At 74.0% G+C, this 876-nt stretch carries 1 protein-coding gene; it reads right to left on the bottom strand.

From position 1 onward, the window contains the following. Window positions 1-655, bottom strand: a 655-nt coding sequence (locus tag AB1460_RS37875; protein ID WP_368967406.1) for an ISL3 family transposase, incomplete at its 3' end; no start/stop codon positions are given. Window positions 656-876: the final 221 nt, after the last annotated feature.

Raw genomic sequence — 876 nt, forward strand, 5'->3', positions numbered from 1 at the left:
CGGGCGCGGGCACCTCGGCCGGTTCGGGGGGCGGACGACGCCACTGGGGCCGTAACCGACCCACGGCACGCTCCACCGCCTGGCACAGGTTGTGCCACAGGTGCCAGCGGTCAGCCACGTTCGTCGCGGTCGGCGCGCCGCGTGCGGCGCCCTCGGCGTAACAGGCCGCGCGGTCCCGGCAGACCACCTCCACACCAGGGTGCGCCTCCAGCCACGCCACCAGCGCGTCGGCGGACCGTTCGGCCAGCAGGTCGACCACCCGGTGAGCCTCCAGGTCGACCAGCACCGTGCCGTAGCTGTGCCCGCGGCGCCAGGAGAAATCGTCGACTCCGAGCACCCGCACCGCCCCGACGTCCGGGTCGGGCCGGGCACGGACCAGGCGCAGCAACGTCGCCCGGCTGACCGCCATCACCAGCCGCCCGGCGAGCCTGGACCCGGCCCGGCCGCCCAGCGCCGTCGCGACCGACTCCCATACCCGCCGCAGCAGCGGCGTGCACCGGCCGTAGCGGACGGTCAGCCCGGGGATCTGCTCGGCGAATGTCCGGCGCGCACAGCCGACGGTGGCGCAGCAGAACCGTCGCACCCGCAGGTGCAGCACCAGCTCCTGACCACCGACCGGGCTGTCCGCCAGCCGGCGCTCGTAACGGCTGTGCACCCGCGCCGACTCGACGCCACACCCCGGGCATGCCCCTGCGACGGCGCGGCCCCGCGCGAACACGCGTACCGAACGGCCAGAGCGTACGACCTGCTCTACGACCAGGCCGACGAAGTGAGGGAACAGGACATGGATCGGGTCAAGGACAGCCACTCGCCATGATCCACGACGCCTCGTGCGGCCCGCCCACCGGGCCGTCACGGAATTTGTGCCAGAGCCAC

The sequence above is a fragment of the Parafrankia sp. FMc2 genome (genome assembly GCF_041008525.1).
Taxonomy (GTDB): Bacteria; Actinomycetota; Actinomycetes; order Frankiales; family Frankiaceae; genus Parafrankia.